We start from the raw sequence: 13,976 nt of genomic DNA on the forward strand, positions 1-13,976 counted from the left end.
GGTCGGGGGGCCGGAGACCGAGGCTGGGAGGCCGGGGGGCCGGGCTCACCCTGCGGGCCCTAGCGCCGCAACCCGTTCAGGAGCAGATCCGCCACCGCGTTGAAATCGTCCCGGATCGACGGCCGCGACCACTCCGCCGCGTACACCGGATCGTGGAACCGGCCCGTCGCGTCGAACACCGCACGCGCCGCGGACCCCGGCGTGTCCGGAATCCCGAACTCGCCCCGCTCCACGCCCAGTTGAATGATCGCCGTCAGCTGGCCCACCAGCTCACCGATGTGCTCCTCCACCACCCGGCTGTTCTCCCGCAGCAGCACCTCATACGTCTGGAACAGCTCCGGATCGTCGCCCGCCTTCGCCATCTTGGCCAGGAACAGCTCGCTCAGCCACAGCCGCAACACCACGCCCGACTCAAGATCCCGGCGGCCCGCGATGTCCCGCAACAGATCCGTCGACCGGTTCAGCCACCGCTCCGTCACCGCCTCGCGCAGCGCGGCCTTCGTACGGAAGTGGCGATAGACGCTGCCATGGCTCACCCCGAGCTGACGCGCCACGTCGACGACCGTGGCCTTCGCCGGGCCGTGGCGGCGCAGCACCTCCTCGGTCGCCACGAGGATGCGCTCGGCGGTCAGGGGTTCCGTACTCATGGCCATGACGTTACCTGCCGCTCGAAACGGCCCGGCAGGCCTGTGGACAACCCCGGTGACGGACTTGTCCACAGGCCACGCACCGGGTGAAGGGTCCGGTCCGCCGTGGCTCAGTGCTCGCTGTCCAGGTGGGCCATCTGCGCCTGCGGGTAGCGGTCGCCCGCCGCCGCGCCGGCCGGCACCGCCGCCTCGATCGCGGCGAGGTCGGCCGCCGTCAGCTCCACGTCGAGCGCGCCCAGCGCCTCGGTCAGCCGGTCCCGGCGCCGCGCGCCGACCAGCGGCACGATGTCCGCGCCGTGCCGGGGACCCTGCGCCAGCACCCAGGCGATCGCGGTCTGCGCGACCGAGACGCCCTTCTGCTCGGCGATCTTCCGCAGCGCGTCGACCAGGTCCAGGTTGTGCTGGAGGTTCTCGCCCTGGAAGCGCGGGCTCATCCCCCGGAAGTCGCCCGCGGCCAGCTGCCGGTCCCGAGTGAAGTGCCCGCTGATCAGACCGCGCGAGAGCACCCCGTACGCGGTGATGCCGATGCCCAGCTCGCTCGCCGTCGGCAGGATCTCGTCCTCGATGCCGCGCGAGATCAACGAGTACTCGATCTGGAGGTCCGAGATCGGGGCCACCGCGGCCGCCCGGCGCAGCGTGGCCGCACCCACCTCGGACAATCCGATGTGCCGTACGTGTCCGGCCTGGACCAGCTCGGCGATGGCGCCGACGGTCTCCTCGACGGGCACGTCCGGGTCGATCCGCGCGATCCGGTAGATGTCGATGTGGTCGACGCCGAGGCGCTGGAGCGAGTACGCCGCGAAGTTCTTGACCGCGCCGGGCCGCCCGTCGTACCCGGACCAGCCGCCGTCCGGGTCGCGCAGCGCGCCGAACTTGACGCTGGTCAGCGCCCGCTCGCGGGCCGCGGCGGGCGCGGAACGCAGCGCCTCGCCGATCAGCATCTCGTTGTGGCCCATCGCGTAGAAGTCGCCCGTGTCGAGCAGGGTGACGCCGGCGTCGAGCGCGGCGTGGATGGTGGCGATCGACTCGTCCCGGTCGGCTTCGCCGTACAGCGCCGACATGCCCATGCAGCCGAGGCCGAGCGCGGCGGTCCGGGGGCCGTTGGTGCCGAGGGTGAGGGTTCGCATGAGGGGGCTCCGTTGGTGCTTGGGGGTGGGGGTGGGGGTGGGAATGGGTGCGATCGGGTGCGATCGGGTGCCTCTCCACCATGGCATGACAGCTGACAGATTTCAATATCTGTCAGCTGTCACCCACTGGTCGTCACCCGTCACGCCCCCGCCCCGCCCGGCCCACCTCGCCAGCAGCCCCGCCCCCTCACCTCGCCCAGCCCAGCCCAGCCCAGCCCAGCCCAGCCCAGCCTCGCCTCCCCCCGCCCGGAAACTGGTACGACCCACCCCCTCCGGCCGGGTAAGTTCGCCCTCATGGCTAAGAGTCGTAACAACCTGCTCGGTGTCGGTGGACAGCGCAAGAAGGTGTCCGGCAACGGAGCCCAGGGCTCGGTCCAGGGGAGTGCGGTCGACCGGAAGGCGGCCGTGGACAAGAAGGAGGAGCTGCTGCGCAAGATGCGTGAGCGCGCCAACCCCGTGGTGACGGAGTCGAGCGAGAGCTGATCCGGAGCGTCCCGGAAGGGGCGAACGGCGAGGGGCCCGGAACGTGAGACACGTTCCGGGCCCCTCGCCGTTCGGCGGGCTCGCCGGCTCACCGCATGACACGCGGCAGCCGCAGACTCAGCAGCGCCGTCACCACGATCAGGCCGAGCTGGACGAGCAGCGTGACGACGAGCGCGTCGCGCATGCCCGCCGACGGGGCCAGTGCCAGGAAGAGCGTGCCCAGGGTCGCGACGCCGAGGGCGAGCGCCGACTGCTGGGTGGTGACCACCACGCCGCCGCCCACCCCGGCCCGGTCGGCCGGTATGTCGGAGAGCATCAGGCGGATGAGGACCGGGAGTTGGAGGCCCTGGCCGAGACCGGCGACGGCCACGCCCGGGGCGAGTTCGGCGACGGTGAGCCCGGACCAGCCGTGCCACACGGTCAGGGTGAGCAGGGTGATGCCCACCGCCTGGATCACTCCGCCCGCCGTCACCACACGGGTGCCGAACCGGCCGATGAGCCGGGGCCCGGCGAGCGATGCGGCGAAGAAGGCGAGCGCCATCGGCACCAGGGCGAGGCCGGCCGCGACCGGACCCATCCGCAGCCCCTGCTGAAGCACCACGGCGACCACGAACATGAAGCCGCTGAAGCCGATCGAGAACGGCACCACCATCACCAGGCCGCGCCGCAGCGAGTCCGTGTCGAGCAGGCTCGGCGGCACCAGCGGGGTCCGGCCGAGCCGGTCCTCGCGCCGCTCCACGAGGAAGAACGCGACGGCGGCGAACGGGAAGACACCGAGCGAGACCCAGGTCCACAGCGGCCAGCCGGCCGCCCGTCCCTCGGTCAGCGGAAGCAGCAGCGAGATCAGGGAGAGCGCCAGGAGGAGAGTGCCCGCCACGTCGATGGTGGCCGGCCGGTCCGAGCGGGTCTCCGGCACCGTACGGACCGCGAGGAGCAGACCGACGACGGCGACCGGCACGTTCACCAGGAACACCGAGCGCCAGCCGGACCCGGCCACGTCGGCCGCGACCAGAACGCCGCCGAGGATCTGCCCGGCGACCATGGACAGGCCGGCGGTCGCCCCGTACAGGCTCATCGCCTTGGCGCGGCGCGGGCCCTGGGTGGTGGCCTGGATGGTGGCCAGGACCTGAGGCATCATCAGCGCGGCCGCGGCACCCTGTGCCACCCGCGCGCCGACCAGGGTCCACGCGGTGGGGGCGAGGCCGCAGGCGAGCGAGGTCAGGCCGAAGGCCGCCATGCCGATCAGGAAGAGCCTGCGCCGCCCGGCCATGTCGCCGAGGCGTCCGCCGAGCACGAGCAGCACGGCGTAGGCGACGCCGTATCCGGCGACCACGAGTTCGAGCAGGGCCGGGCCCGCCGCGAGGTCGCTGTCCATGGACGGCAGGGCGACGTTGACGATGAAGAAGTCGATCAGGGGGAGTGCCGCGCCGAGCAGTACCGTGAACAGCCCGAGCGGCCCGATCACCGCCCCGTGGTGGGTCACCGGGACAGTGGGGGAAGTGGTGGAGGGGTTGGAGGTCGTCCGTACCGTTGTTTCGCTCACGGAGACGACGATCCTCCCCTTTTTAGCCTGGTACCAGAGTCTTCTTATCCTGGTACAAGCACTACCCGGCAACCGGCTGACAACCGTCGGCCGGTACGGCACCCTGAAGCCATGAGCACTGTGGCACCGGCGAGCGACGTCCGCCGTCATGAGCTGGCCGAATTCCTGCGCAGCCGCCGCGAACGCATCACCCCCGAACAGGTCGGGCTGCCCCCGGGCCGGCGCCGGCGCACCCCGGGGCTGCGCCGCGAGGAGGTGGCGCAGCTCTCCGCCGTCGGCGTCACCTGGTACACGTGGCTGGAGCAGGCCCGCGACATCCAGGTCTCCCCGCAGGTCCTGGACGCCCTGGCGCGCGCCCTGCTGCTCGACCCCAGCGAGCGCAGCCACCTCTTCGCGCTGGCCGGCGCCCTCGACCCGGCGCCGAACGCGGCCTGCCCCAGCGTGACCCCGGCGCTGCGCGCGATGCTGGACCAGCTCGGGCCGATCCCGGCCTGCATCCAGAACAGCCGGTACGACATCCTCGCCTACAACCCCACGTACGGGCAGCTGCTCTGCGACCTCGACGCCCTCGCGCCGGAGGACCGCAACTGCCTGTGGCTGGCCTTCACCAACCCCCAGTGGCGGGCCTCGGTGGTGGACGTCGCCGAGATGAACCGGGTGATGGCCGCCAAGTTCCGCGCCTCGATGGCCGAGCATCTGGCCGAGCCGGCCTGGAAAGCGCTGCTCGCCCGCCTGGAGGGCGCCTCGCAGGAGTTCCGCGAGGTGTGGGCCCGGCACGAGGTGGTCAACCAGGGCGGCAAGACGAAGTACCTGAGCAACGCCCGGGTCGGCCTGCTGCGCGTCGAGCACACCAACCTGTGGCTCGGCCCCTCGGCGGGGCCGCGCCTGGTCATGTACGTGCCGGCGGACGAGGAGACCCGCGAGCGCCTTGAGCGGTTGCGGGCGCTCGTGGAGTCCGATCAGGCGTTGGCGTCCGCCGGGGTCTGAGCGGCGGGTGCCTCCAGGCGTTCAGCGGTACGCCGCGCCGACTCGCGCGCCCGGCGCCCGCTGGTGGCGAGGCCCACGCACAGCACGCTCAGGCCGCAGCCCGCGATGATCCACCAGGCCGGCCGTGCGGCCCCGGGGAAGCTGTCGGCGTACGCGCCGGGGGCCACGCCCGCCATGCCGCCGGCGAGCACCGCGCCGATCACCGCCACCCCGAGGGTCTGGCCGATCTGGCGGCTGGTGGAGGCGACGGCGGCGGCCACCCCCGCCTGGGAGCGGGGCATGCCGGAGACGGCGGTGTTGGTGATGGGCGCGTTCACCATGCCGAAGCCGAGGCCGAACAGGACGTATCCGGTGAACAGCAGTGCCGTGGTCCGCTCGGCGTCGAAGACCGCGAACAGGAGCCCGCTCGCGGCCATCGCGAGCCCCGCGACGAGCAGTGAGAGGCGCGGCCCCCGGCTGCCGACGAGGCGGCCCGACAGGGGCGCGCAGACGAAGGTGAGCGCGGCCATCGGCAGCATGTAGAGCCCGGCGTTCAGGGCGCTCAGGCCCCGCGCGTTCTGCAGGTACAGGGTGTTGAGGAAGAGGAACCCGCTGAGCGCGGCGAAGGCGGAGACCGCGATGACGGTCGCGCCGCTGAACGGGGCGCTGCGGAAGAACCGCAGGTCGATGAGGGGTTCGGCGCGCCGGGGCTCGTACACCAGGAGGGCCGCGAGCGAGGCGACGGCGATCGCGCCGAAGCCGAGGATCTGCGGCGAGTTCCATCCGGCGCTGGGCACCTCGATGATCGCGTACGTCAGCGAGCCGAGCAGCGCGATGATCAGGAGCTGGCCGATCGGGTCGGGGCGGCGTGGCTTGGGGGCGCGGGATTCGGGGATGTAGCGCCAGGTCAGGAAGAGGGCGAGCAGGCCGACGGGCAGGTTGAGCCAGAAGATCGAGCGCCAGCCGACCGTCTCGACGAGGACGCCGCCGACGATGGGGCCCGCGGCCATGGAGATGCCGACGACGCCGCCCCAGACACCGATGGCCCGGGCGCGTTCGCGCGGGTCGGTGAAGGTGTTGGTGATGATCGACATCGCGACGGGGTTGAGCATCGAGCCGCCGACCGCCTGCACCATCCGGAAGGCCACCAGGGATTCCAGGTTGGGCGCGAGCGAGCAGAGCACCGAGCCGATGGTGAACAGGACCAGGCCCGCCTTGAACACCCGGCGCCGCCCGATCCGGTCGGCGGTGGAGCCCGACAGCATCAGGAGCGAGGCAAGGACGAGGGTGTAGGCGTCGATCGTCCACTGCATGCCGGAGACGTCGGCGTGCAGCTCCTTCTGCATGGAGGGGAGGGCGACATTGAGGACGGTGTTGTCGAGGCTGACGATCAGCAGGCTCATGCAGCAGATCGCCAGGATGAGCATCCGTCGGCGGTGGGTGGGCTCGGACATGGCTTCGATAGTACGCCTAACTAATGACCCCCGGTCGCTGCGACCCAGGTGGCGGCGGTCCCGGTACCGGCGCTACCGGGTGTCGCCGCCGGGTTGTCCACAGGCCCGGGTGGGCCACCGCCGGCATGCGCGACAATGAACAGATGACCACGCTCTCCATCGGCCCGCACACCGTGCAGCCGCCCGTGGTGCTCGCACCCATGGCCGGCATCACCAACGCTCCGTTCCGCACCCTGTGCCGCGAGTTCAGCGGCGGCAAGGGCCTGTTCGTCAGCGAGATGATCACGACGCGGGCGCTGGTCGAGCGCAACGAGAAGACCATGCAGCTCATCCACTTCGACGAGACCGAGACCCCGCGCTCGATCCAGCTGTACGGAGTGGACCCGGTCACCGTCGGCAAGGCCGTCCGCATGATCGTCGCCGAGGACCTCGCCGACCACATCGACCTCAACTTCGGCTGCCCGGTGCCCAAGGTGACCCGCAAGGGCGGCGGCTCGGCCCTGCCCTACAAGCGGCCGCTGCTGCGCGCGATCCTGCGCGAGGCCGTCTCGGGCGCCGGGGACCTACCCGTCACCATGAAGATGCGCAAGGGCATCGACGACGACCACATCACCTTCCTCGACGCCGGCCGCATCGCCGTCGAGGAGGGCGTCACCGCGATCGCCCTGCACGGCCGCACCGCCGCCCAGCACTACGGCGGCACCGCCGACTGGGACGCCATCGCCCGCCTCAAGGACCACGTCCCGGAGATCCCGGTGCTGGGCAACGGCGACATCTGGTCCGCCGAGGACGCCCTGCGCATGGTCAAGGAGACCGGCTGCGACGGCGTCGTCGTCGGCCGCGGCTGCCTGGGGCGGCCCTGGCTGTTCGGCGACCTCGTGGCCGCCTTCGAGGGCAGCGACTCCTTCGCGCGGCCCACGCTGCGCACGGTCTCCGAGGTGATGCTGCGGCACGCGACGCTGCTCGGCGAGTGGATCGGCGACGAGACGCGCGGTGTGATCGACTTCCGCAAGCACGTGGCCTGGTATCTGAAGGGCTTCGCGGTCGGTTCCGAGATGCGCAAGAGCCTGGCGGTCACCTCCTCGCTGGACGAACTGGCCGCTCAGTTGAGCGAGCTGGATCTGGACCAGTCGTGGCCCGACGGCGCCGACGGCCCGCGCGGCAGAACGTCCGGAAACAACCGGGTCGTCCTGCCGGACGGCTGGCTGAAGGACCCCTACGACTGCTCCGGCATCAGCATGGAAGCCGAGCTGGACACCTCCGGCGGCTGATCCGCGCCGCCCCGGACGGGCCCGGATCCGTCCAAAGAGCCGTCCGAAGGCTGGAATTCCGCTCGATCGAGCGCGTGATTCTCGCCACCCCTGATAGGGGTTGCGCTCACATGAGCGCTTTTCGGGTGGCTGCATCTCTGAAAGGGGTGGCACTCAGTGCCACCCCTTCGGTGTTCAAGTAGTGAACTCACCTGACGGGCATGCTGCTCATGTGAGCAAATCCAGACGCTTTCTTGACCTACTCCGTTCAAGTGATGAAGGCATCGCGATCCCCTTCGTTACGCGTCAGTCACTTTCGATCTGGTGGCGGACGAGTGGTTACGACCCCGTGACGCGCAAGTGGACGTACCCAGACACCTTCGATCTGGGTATGTTCCTCGCCGTCAGGGCAGCCACCGCGGATTCGAGGAGTCGAGACCCGTGTCGGAAGACAAAGACCTCCAGCACACCCAGAAGTTCGTCTACGACTTCACCGAGGGCAACAGGGACCTCAAGGACCTTCTCGGCGGGAAGGGCGCGAACCTCGCCGAGATGACCAACCTCGGCCTCCCGGTCCCGCCCGGGTTCACGATCACCACCGAGGCGTGCAAGGTCTACCTCGACAGCGGCGACGAGCCCGCCGAGCTGCGCGACGAGGTCAGTGCGCACCTCGACGCCCTCCAGCAGACGATGGGCAAGAAGCTCGGCCAGGCCGACGACCCGCTGCTCGTCTCCGTCCGCTCCGGCGCCAAGTTCTCGATGCCCGGCATGATGGACACCGTCCTCAACATCGGGCTCTCCGACGAGTCGGTCGCCGGCCTCGCCGTCCAGGCCGGCGACGAGCGCTTCGCCTGGGACTCCTACCGCCGCCTGATCCAGATGTTCGGCAAGACCGTGCTCGGCGTGGACGGCGAGCTCTTCGAGGAGGCCCTGGAGGACGCCAAGGCCGCCAAGAAGGTCACCGTCGACACCGACCTCGACGCGGGCGACCTGAAGAAGCTGGTCAAGCAGTTCAAGAAGATCGTCAAGGCCGAGGCCGGGCGCGACTTCCCGCAGGACCCGCGCGAGCAGATGGACCTCGCGATCCGCTCGGTCTTCGAGTCGTGGAACACCGACCGCGCCAAGCTCTACCGCCGCCAGGAGCGCATCCCGGGCGACCTCGGCACCGCGGTCAACATCTGCTCGATGGTCTTCGGCAACCTCGGCCCCGACTCCGGCACCGGCGTCGCCTTCACCCGCGACCCGGCCTCCGGCCACCAGGGCGTGTACGGCGACTACCTGCAGAACGCCCAGGGCGAGGACGTCGTCGCCGGCATCCGCAACACCGTGGCCCTCGCCGAGCTGGAGGCGATCGACAAGAAGTCGTACGACCAGCTCATGCAGATCATGGAGACCCTGGAGACCCACTACAAGGATCTCTGCGACATCGAGTTCACCATCGAGCGCGGCCAGCTCTGGATGCTCCAGACCCGGGTCGGCAAGCGCACCGCCGGTGCCGCCTTCCGCATCGCCACCCAGCTCGTGGACCAGGGCCTCATCGACGAGGCCGAGGCGCTCCAGCGCGTCAACGGCGCCCAGCTCGCCCAGCTGATGTTCCCCCGCTTCGACGACGGGGCCAAGAGCGACCTCATCGGCCGGGGCATCGCCGCCTCGCCCGGCGCCGCGGTCGGCAAGGCGGTCTTCGACTCCTACACCGCCGTCAAGTGGTCGCGCTCCGGCGAGAAGGTCATCCTGATCCGCCGCGAGACCAACCCCGACGACCTGGACGGCATGATCGCCTCCGAGGGCATCCTGACCTCGCGCGGCGGCAAGACCTCGCACGCCGCCGTCGTCGCCCGCGGCATGGGCAAGACCTGTGTCTGCGGCGCCGAGGAGCTGGAGGTCGACACCAAGCGCCGCCGCATGACGACGTCGGCGGGCACCGTCATCGAAGAGGGCGACGTCGTCTCCATCGACGGCTCCACCGGCAAGGTCTACCTCGGCGAGGTCCCGGTCGTGCCGTCCCCGGTCGTCGAGTACTTCGAGGGCCGCATGCACGCGGGCGCCGACGACGCCGACGAGCTGGTCGGCGCCGTCCACCGGGTCATGGCGTACGCGGACCGAGTGCGCCGGCTGCGCGTACGGGCCAACGCCGACAACGCCGAGGACGCCCTGCGGGCGCGGCGGTTCGGCGCCCAGGGCATCGGCCTGTGCCGCACCGAGCACATGTTCCTCGGCGAGCGGCGCGAGATGGTCGAGCGGCTCATCCTCGCCGACACCGACGACGAGCGCGAAGGGGCACTCAGTGCCCTGCTCCCGCTCCAGAAGAAGGACTTCGTCGAGCTCTTCGAGGCGATGGACGGACTCCCCGTCACCGTGCGCCTGCTGGACCCGCCGCTGCACGAATTCCTGCCCGACATCACGGAGTTGTCGGTCCGCGTCGCGCTCGCCGAGTCCCGCAAGGACGCCAACGAGAACGACCTGCGCCTGCTCCAGGCCGTGCACAAGCTGCACGAGCAGAACCCGATGCTGGGGCTGCGCGGCGTACGCCTGGGCCTGGTCATCCCCGGCCTGTTCGCCATGCAGGTACGGGCGATCGCCGAGGCGGCCGCCGAGCGCAAGAACGCCAAGGGCGACCCGCGCCCCGAGATCATGATCCCGCTGGTCGGCACCGTCCAGGAGCTGGAGATCGTCCGCGAGGAGGCCGACGCCGTCATCGCCGAGGTCGAGGCCGCCACCGGCACCGAGCTCAAGCTGACCATCGGCACCATGATCGAGCTGCCCCGCGCCGCCCTGACGGCCGGTCAGATCGCCGAAGCCGCCCAGTTCTTCAGCTTCGGCACCAACGACCTCACGCAGACCGTCTGGGGCTTCTCCCGCGACGACGTCGAGGCCAGCTTCTTCACCGCGTACCTGGAGAAGGGCATCTTCGGGGTCTCCCCGTTCGAGACCATCGACAAGGACGGCGTCGGCTCGCTCGTGCGCTCCGCCGTCGAGGCCGGCCGGGCCACCCGCCCCGACCTGAAGCTCGGCGTCTGCGGCGAGCACGGCGGCGACCCCGAGTCGGTGCACTTCTTCCACGAGGTGGGCCTGGACTACGTGTCCTGCTCGCCGTTCCGCATCCCCGTAGCCCGCCTCGAAGCGGGCCGCGCGGCCGCCGAGTCGAAGGGCAGCGACTCGCGATAGAGCCCCGGAGCCGCCGCCGGGTCCCCGACCCTCATACCGATCCGGCGGCGGCTCCGGAACACCAAGAAGGGGCAGCAACCCTGTGCGGGGGTGCTGCCCCTTTTGCCTTCGCGGCCCCCGAGGGGGGAAGTAAGCGTTTGCCTCGGAGGCAACGCGCTACACGTCCCGGGTGTGCGAGCGCTTAATTCCTGTTGAATGGCGGACATTTAACGAGGTCATGGCCGGAAATACAGAGTGCGGTTCACGGATCCCCACCCGTGAACCGCACTCTGTCAACCACGCCGAGCACGGAGCCGCCACCTACGCCCACCGCCGCCAGACCCTGTGAAGCCCCCCACGGTCTTCGCAGAATCTTTCCGGTTGGCCCGGTGTCGTGCCCGACGTGGTACAGCCTTTCGCCCCGGGCACCCCTTCCGCGAGGCCTTTCAACTGTGGCTGAAAGGCCCGTGGTCACGGGCAGTGACGGGAGGCATACTCAGTCGAGTCGGTCGGGGGATCAATTGCGGATGCAACAACAAGGCAACAGGTTGCAGACAGTGGACAGGTGGGGTTTCGGTGCTGCGCATTCATTTCACCGGCGAGGATCTGGCCCGGCTCCGTATGGCGCCGGGTCCTGACACGCTGTGGGAAACGATTCTCAGCTTTCACCGCTTAAGGGACCGGCGGGGCGCCTCCGTATTCGGTGAATGGCGACAGGAAACTCGCGGCCGGTTGAGCGGAGAGACGCGATTGCTCTCCGCAATCGTTCCGTGTCGGGGATATTTCCCCGACTTTCTCACCCCGCCACACGGCCCGCATTCCCTCGACGCCGGTCTGATGCGAATTCGCGAGACCGGCCCCGAGCGGCTCGACGCGGAACTCTCCCGCCTGCCCGGCGGCCGCCCCACCACCGGCTGGGCGGCCGCCCTCGCCGACGGCTGCACCACCCAACTCGGCCGCCTGGCCGACGCGTTGGCCGACTACCACCAGGCGGCCGTCTCCCCGTACTGGGCCCACATACAGACCCGCGTCGACGCCGACCGCGCCGCCCGCGGCCGGGCCCTGCTCGACGGCGGGGCGAGCGAACTCCTCGCCTCACTGCCGCCGATGCTGCGCTGGCGCGCCCCCGTCCTGGAGGCCGACTATCCGGTGGAACGCGAACTCCACCTGAACGGGCGGGGGTTACTGCTCCAGCCCTCGTTCTTCTGCCGCCGCACCCCGGTCGCCCTCCAGGACCCGAAGCTCGCGCCGGTGCTCGTCTACCCGGTCACGCACACCCAGGCCCCCTACGAGTCCCCGCCCGGCCCCGACCGCACCACCTCGCTCGGCCGGCTCGTCGGACACACCCGCTCCAGCGTGCTGAAGGCCATCGGCAACGGCTGCACCACCAGTGAACTCGCCCGCAGGGCAGGCGTGTCGCTCGCCTCCGCCAGCCAGCACGCCGGCGTCCTGCGCGACGCCGGACTCCTGGTCACCCTGCGGCACGGCAACTCCGTATTGCATACGCTGACCCCGCTCGGCTCCGCCCTGCTGAGCGGCGGGACCCCGCGCGTGCCGCGGCCGCGCCGGCCCGCTCAGTCGTCGATCCCCGAACGCTCCACGCCGGCCACGATGTAGCGCTGGAGCAGCAGGAAGACCAGGACCAGCGGGACGATGGACACGGCGGCCGCCACGAACAGCTCGTGCAGGTTGACCACTTGGGCCGTGGTGAAGGTGGACAGCGCCACCTGCACCGTCCAGGCGTCCCGGTCCTGGCCGATGACCAGCGGCCACAGAAAGGAATTCCAGGCACCAATGAACACAATGGTGCCGACAGCCGCGAAGACCGGACGCGCATTGGGCACGACGATCCTCCAGTACGTACGCCAATATCCAAGACCGTCCACGCGGGCCGCATCCTCCAACTCCCGTGGAAATCCCGTGAAGAACTGGCGAAAGACGAAGCACGCGAACCCGGAGAACAGAGTGGGGACGATCAGGCCGCGCAAGCTCGACACCCAGCCCAGGGACGAAACGAGAACGAAACTTGGTACGAACGTGACCGCCGCCGGAACCATCAGCGTCCCGATCACCGCATAGAAGACCAGGTTGGCGAACCGGTACGGGATCCGCGCGAGACCGTACCCCGCGAGCGAGGCGAACAGCAGCGTCCCCAGCGTCGTCGCCACCGCGATCAGCGCCGAGTTCAGCAACGAGCGCGCCATCGGCACGGCCGGGTCGTCGAACAGCTCCCGCACATTCGACCAGTGCAGACTCGACGGGAAGAACGTCCACGTCGGCGACGTGATGTCCGCCTCGGCCGACAGACCGTTGCGGACCAGCAGATAGAACGGCACCAGGAACAGCAGCGCGAGCGCCACCAGGACCGTCCAGCGCAGAGCCCGACCGACCCGCACCAGCGGATCCTCCGGCCGCCCCCCGCGCCGGCCACCGCCCGCCCGGGACGCGCCCATCAGTCCGCCTCCTTCCGGCCCAGACCGAACCAACCGGCCTGGAACACCGTCACCACCGCGATGATCAACGCCAGGATCACCGCACCCGCGCTGCCCATCCCCAGGTTCTGCCCCTGCCCGAGCGCCGTGTAATACAGGTAGACCAGCGGCGGACGGGCATACGGCGGATAACCACGGGCATCCGACAGCAAGTTGTAGAACTCGTCGAACGCCTGGAACGCGTTGATCACCAGCAGCAGCACCACCGCGACCGACGTGGCGCGCAACTGCGGGAACGTGATGTGCCGGAACACCTGCCAGCCCGGCCGCGCCCCGTCCACCGCCGCCGCCTCGTACAGCCGCGGACTGATCCGCTGAAGCCCGGCCAGAAACAGGATCATGTAGAACCCGGCCTGCAGCCACAGCCGCACCGTCACGATCACCAGCCAGTACCAGGGCGGATGCGTCGTCGACAGCCACGCCGTCTGATCCACCCCGAACCAGCCGAGCACCGTATTGGCCAGCCCGAACCGCACCCCGCTGAACAGCGACATCTTCCAGATCAGCGCCGCCACCACATACGAGCAGGCCGCCGGCAGGAAGAACACCGAACGGAAGAAGGCCTGAAAACGGCGGACCCGGTTCACCATCAGCGCAAGCCCCAGCGACAACGCGTACGTCGCCGGCACGATGAACAGCGAGAACACCGCGAACGTGCCCAGACTCGACGTGAACGCCCCGTCCCGCAGCATCGCCGCATAGTTGCCGAACCCCACGAAGTCCGTCGGCGAGACCGTGTTGTGGGCGTCGAAGAAGCTGAGGTAGACGCTCCACAGGAGCGGGACATAGGTGAACAGGGCAAGACCCGCGGCGAAGGGCCCCACGAAGACCCAGAACCACAGGGTGCTGTCCGAAACACGTCGTCGCACG

Annotated in this window: 11 protein-coding genes; 5 read left to right on the forward strand and 6 right to left on the reverse strand. The window is 70.0% G+C overall.

The window, feature by feature from the left end:
* Positions 1 to 59 precede the first annotated feature (59 nt).
* Together ACFYZA_RS08935 and ACFYZA_RS08940 are read right to left on the reverse strand one after the other, a co-directional pair.
* A complete protein-coding gene (locus tag ACFYZA_RS08935; RefSeq protein WP_382593695.1) occupies positions 60 to 653 on the reverse strand; it encodes a TetR/AcrR family transcriptional regulator in 594 nt (197 codons plus the stop codon).
* A 104-nt stretch (positions 654 to 757) separates the two neighbouring features.
* Positions 758 to 1,774, reverse strand: a complete 1,017-nt coding sequence (locus ACFYZA_RS08940) for an aldo/keto reductase (RefSeq protein ID WP_382593698.1) — start codon at positions 1,772 to 1,774, stop codon at positions 758 to 760.
* A 294-nt stretch (positions 1,775 to 2,068) separates the two neighbouring features.
* Here ACFYZA_RS08940 and ACFYZA_RS08945 point away from each other — a divergent pair, with 294 nt between their 5' ends.
* Positions 2,069 to 2,257 (forward strand): DUF6243 family protein, encoded by a 189-nt coding sequence (locus ACFYZA_RS08945; protein WP_382593701.1) that lies wholly within the window; start codon positions 2,069 to 2,071, stop codon positions 2,255 to 2,257.
* An 88-nt stretch (positions 2,258 to 2,345) separates the two neighbouring features.
* On the opposite strand, the gene ACFYZA_RS08950 is transcribed toward ACFYZA_RS08945, so the two are convergent.
* A complete protein-coding gene (locus tag ACFYZA_RS08950) occupies positions 2,346 to 3,800 on the reverse strand; it encodes an MFS transporter (protein ID WP_382597692.1) in 1,455 nt (484 codons plus the stop codon).
* 111 nt (positions 3,801 to 3,911) lie between these two features.
* Here ACFYZA_RS08950 and ACFYZA_RS08955 point away from each other — a divergent pair, with 111 nt between their 5' ends.
* A complete protein-coding gene (locus tag ACFYZA_RS08955) occupies positions 3,912 to 4,787 on the forward strand; it encodes a helix-turn-helix domain-containing protein (RefSeq protein WP_382597695.1) in 876 nt (291 codons plus the stop codon).
* Here ACFYZA_RS08955 and ACFYZA_RS08960 read toward each other — a convergent pair.
* The gene (locus ACFYZA_RS08960; protein WP_388488634.1) at positions 4,760 to 6,220 is read right to left on the reverse strand and encodes an MFS transporter; all 1,461 of its coding nucleotides are present in this window, start codon (positions 6,218 to 6,220) and stop codon (positions 4,760 to 4,762) included. The two genes, ACFYZA_RS08955 and ACFYZA_RS08960, sit on opposite strands and share 28 nt — an antisense overlap.
* 125 nt (positions 6,221 to 6,345) lie before the next feature.
* On the opposite strand from ACFYZA_RS08960, the gene dusB reads away from it, so the two are divergent.
* The 3 genes from dusB to ACFYZA_RS08975 all read left to right on the forward strand — a co-directional run bounded on the left by dusB (position 6,346) and on the right by ACFYZA_RS08975 (position 12,231).
* On the forward strand, positions 6,346 to 7,491 hold the full coding sequence (gene dusB, locus ACFYZA_RS08965; protein ID WP_382597699.1) for a tRNA dihydrouridine synthase DusB: 1,146 nt from the start codon (positions 6,346 to 6,348) through the stop codon (positions 7,489 to 7,491).
* Positions 7,492 to 7,911: 420 nt separating this feature from the next.
* The gene (ppdK, locus tag ACFYZA_RS08970) at positions 7,912 to 10,635 is read left to right on the forward strand and encodes a pyruvate, phosphate dikinase (protein WP_388488638.1); all 2,724 of its coding nucleotides are present in this window, start codon (positions 7,912 to 7,914) and stop codon (positions 10,633 to 10,635) included.
* 555 nt (positions 10,636 to 11,190) lie between these two features.
* Positions 11,191 to 12,231, forward strand: a complete 1,041-nt coding sequence (locus ACFYZA_RS08975; protein WP_382597703.1) for an ArsR/SmtB family transcription factor — start codon at positions 11,191 to 11,193, stop codon at positions 12,229 to 12,231.
* Here the strand turns inward: ACFYZA_RS08975 and ACFYZA_RS08980 are convergent.
* Entirely contained in the window at positions 12,189 to 13,067 is an 879-nt protein-coding gene (locus ACFYZA_RS08980) for a carbohydrate ABC transporter permease (RefSeq protein WP_382597705.1), read from the reverse strand. The two genes, ACFYZA_RS08975 and ACFYZA_RS08980, sit on opposite strands and share 43 nt — an antisense overlap.
* Positions 13,067 to 13,975 (reverse strand): carbohydrate ABC transporter permease, encoded by a 909-nt coding sequence (locus ACFYZA_RS08985; RefSeq protein WP_388488641.1) that lies wholly within the window; start codon positions 13,973 to 13,975, stop codon positions 13,067 to 13,069. The genes ACFYZA_RS08980 and ACFYZA_RS08985 overlap by 1 nt, the downstream gene beginning before the upstream one ends.
* Position 13,976 lies beyond the last annotated feature (1 nt).

It is taken from the genome of Streptomyces sp. NPDC001828 (assembly GCF_042892175.1).
GTDB lineage: Bacteria > Actinomycetota > Actinomycetes > Streptomycetales > Streptomycetaceae > Streptomyces.

Coding starts and splice junctions, on each gene's coding strand:
- ACFYZA_RS08945 (WP_382593701.1), top strand. CDS start 2,069: ATGGCTAAGAGTCGTAACAACCTGCTCGGTGTCGGTGGACAGCGCAAG.
- ACFYZA_RS08940 (WP_382593698.1), bottom strand. CDS start 1,774: ATGCGAACCCTCACCCTCGGCACCAACGGCCCCCGGACCGCCGCGCTC.
- ACFYZA_RS08935 (WP_382593695.1), bottom strand. CDS start 653: ATGGCCATGAGTACGGAACCCCTGACCGCCGAGCGCATCCTCGTGGCG.
- dusB (WP_382597699.1), top strand. CDS start 6,346: ATGCGCGACAATGAACAGATGACCACGCTCTCCATCGGCCCGCACACC.
- ACFYZA_RS08960 (WP_388488634.1), bottom strand. CDS start 6,220: ATGTCCGAGCCCACCCACCGCCGACGGATGCTCATCCTGGCGATCTGC.
- ACFYZA_RS08980 (WP_382597705.1), bottom strand. CDS start 13,067: ATGGGCGCGTCCCGGGCGGGCGGTGGCCGGCGCGGGGGGCGGCCGGAG.
- ACFYZA_RS08955 (WP_382597695.1), top strand. CDS start 3,912: ATGAGCACTGTGGCACCGGCGAGCGACGTCCGCCGTCATGAGCTGGCC.